The sequence below is a fragment of the Bacillus sp. GZB genome (genome assembly GCF_001975995.1).
Taxonomy (GTDB): domain Bacteria; phylum Bacillota; class Bacilli; order Bacillales; family Bacillaceae; genus Bacillus; species Bacillus velezensis.
Genome location: NZ_MTQG01000005.1, coordinates 1 through 2,238 on the forward strand (window position 1 = coordinate 1; position 2,238 = coordinate 2,238).

The 2,238-nt window shown below is 49.3% G+C and carries 1 protein-coding gene; it reads left to right on the top strand.

Translation table 11 applies throughout. The features are described from left to right. Nucleotides 1-2,238, top strand: a 2,238-nt coding sequence (locus BXO87_RS00050) for an SDR family oxidoreductase (RefSeq protein ID WP_139337711.1), incomplete at both ends; no start/stop codon positions are given.

Consider the following 2,238-nt stretch of genomic DNA (forward strand, 5'->3'; position numbering starts at 1 on the left):
CATACACCCGTTGGTCCATGAAAATACATCTGATCTTAGTAGGCAGCGTTTCACTTCTGTATTATCTGAGACAGAAGATTTCTTCTATTCCGTTAACGAAAGCTCTGCTTATCTGCCGGAGTCAGCTCATCTTGAGATGGCCAGGGTTGCGGCAGGAATGTCCGTGGATACTGCCGGTGCTTCAGTCGTGATCAAGGACGTCGAATGGCATGCGCCGATTATGCCAGACGGAAATGTCAGTGTGAATATCGCCCTCTATCAAGGAGAAGAAGACGAGATCGAATGGGAGATCTATTCACAAACGGGGAAAGTGGAAGAAGAGGCAGAGATAAGCAGTGAAGGAAAAGCGGGTTTCCGTGAGGGAGCATCAGCTTTAAAGACCGACCTTCGGGAATTGCGTGCCCGCTTCCCTCACATCAATCATAAACGCCGGACAGCCAGCCGACATATTGAAGAGGTATGGACAGGCGACGGATCGCCTGAGGAACATCAATTTTTGATCAAGTTTAAAAAGCCTGATAAAGGCAGCGGAACGTATAAGGAACCTGAAGTATTGATCCCGGGAGTGCTGGAGGCCTGTCTTGAAGCTGTTCATGAAGACGCCTCAAACGGCGTTTCGCAGGCCAGATTGTCCGGTATAAAGGAAATGGAGATTCCAGCGGGGGCAGGTCATCCGGTTTGGGGACTTGTCAGCTTACAGCCTCCGGGACAAAACAAAGTTGATATCGCGCTTTATGATGAATCAGGAACACCATCCGGTGTGATTACCGGGCTTGCCTATGTATTCGAGACACCGAAGAAGGTGTCCGCAGACCAGTATGAGATGATGACTTTTGAAGAGGCATGGCGGGAAGAAGCATTAACCATGAAGGAACAGGACATCAAAACGGTGGTTGTGTTCCTGACGGATGAAAGCCGCCGTCAGGCTGCGACAGAGAAATTAAAAGAGCTGGGTTCCGGTGTCAAGCCGGTCTTTATCGGCAGCGGGACAGGTTATAAGAGAGAGTCTGAGAATCGATATACCATTCGTTTAAACGAAAAAAGCGACTATGCGGAATGTTTGAAGGAAATAAAATCCCAAACCGGAAACGCAGAGGCCATATGGTATATGTGGCCGACAGAAGACGCGGACTGTGTGACGGATCCGTCCGGCATGATCTATATGCTTCAGGGATTGGCAGCAGCGGGTTTAAAAACCGGAAGGGTTATGATCGCCGGAGGATACAGAGACGGACTGGAACGCTGCCATACGGAATCCTGGATTGGAATCGAGCGGTCTGCCGGCCTCGTGATGCCGGGTTCAAAGGTCAATGTCATCTGTGCGGATCTTAAAGAGACAAGTGCTGCCGAATGGGCGGAAACGATGTGGAAGGAGCTGCATGCGGAAAAGGCGGAAAGCGTTCTGTATGAAGACGGTCTCCGAAAGGTAAGCAGAATCTCCCCGGTTCAGACGGAAAGCTCAAAAAAAGATGTACTCAAAGAAGGCGGTGTCTACCTCATTACAGGAGGCGCAGGCGGCCTGGGCATGATTTTCTCCCGCTGGCTCGCTGATGCGTACAAGGCGAAGCTGATTCTTGTCAATCGAAGCAGCATTGAGGATAAGAAGGGAAAACTTGAACAGCTGCAGAACGCCGAAGCAGAGGTCATGTATTACAGTGCCGATGTGTGTAATGCAGAGGAGATGAAACAAGCCGTCCAGGCAGGAAAATCCCGCTTCGGTCATATAGACGGAGTCATCCATGCCGCCGGGATAGAAGGTGGAGGAAGTATACTCGAAAAAGAAATCGGGGAATACTTAAAAACTTTAGAACCAAAGGTTCAGGGGACGCTTGCGCTTGAAGAAGCATTACAGGGAGAGCACCTTGATTTCATCTGTTATTTTTCATCAAGTTCGGCGATCATAGGAGATTTTGGAAACTGTGACTATGCAGTCGGAAACCGATTCCTCATGAGCTACGGGGCATATCGGAACGCCCGGTACAAAGGAAAGACCGTTGTGGTGAACTGGCCGCTGTGGAAGAGTGAAGGGATGGGCTTTGCCGATGAGCAAAGCAGCCGGATGTATCTCAAGTCCAGCGGACAAAGATTGTTGGAATCAACAGAAGGAACAGAAGTTTTTGAAGCCATTCTTCGCCAGAAACAGACTCAGTGGCTTGTCATGACCGGAAATCGGAAGAGAGTATATAAATTCCTTGGATTAAGTGAAGAAACAAGGACAAAAACCGAAGTGAAAAGAGC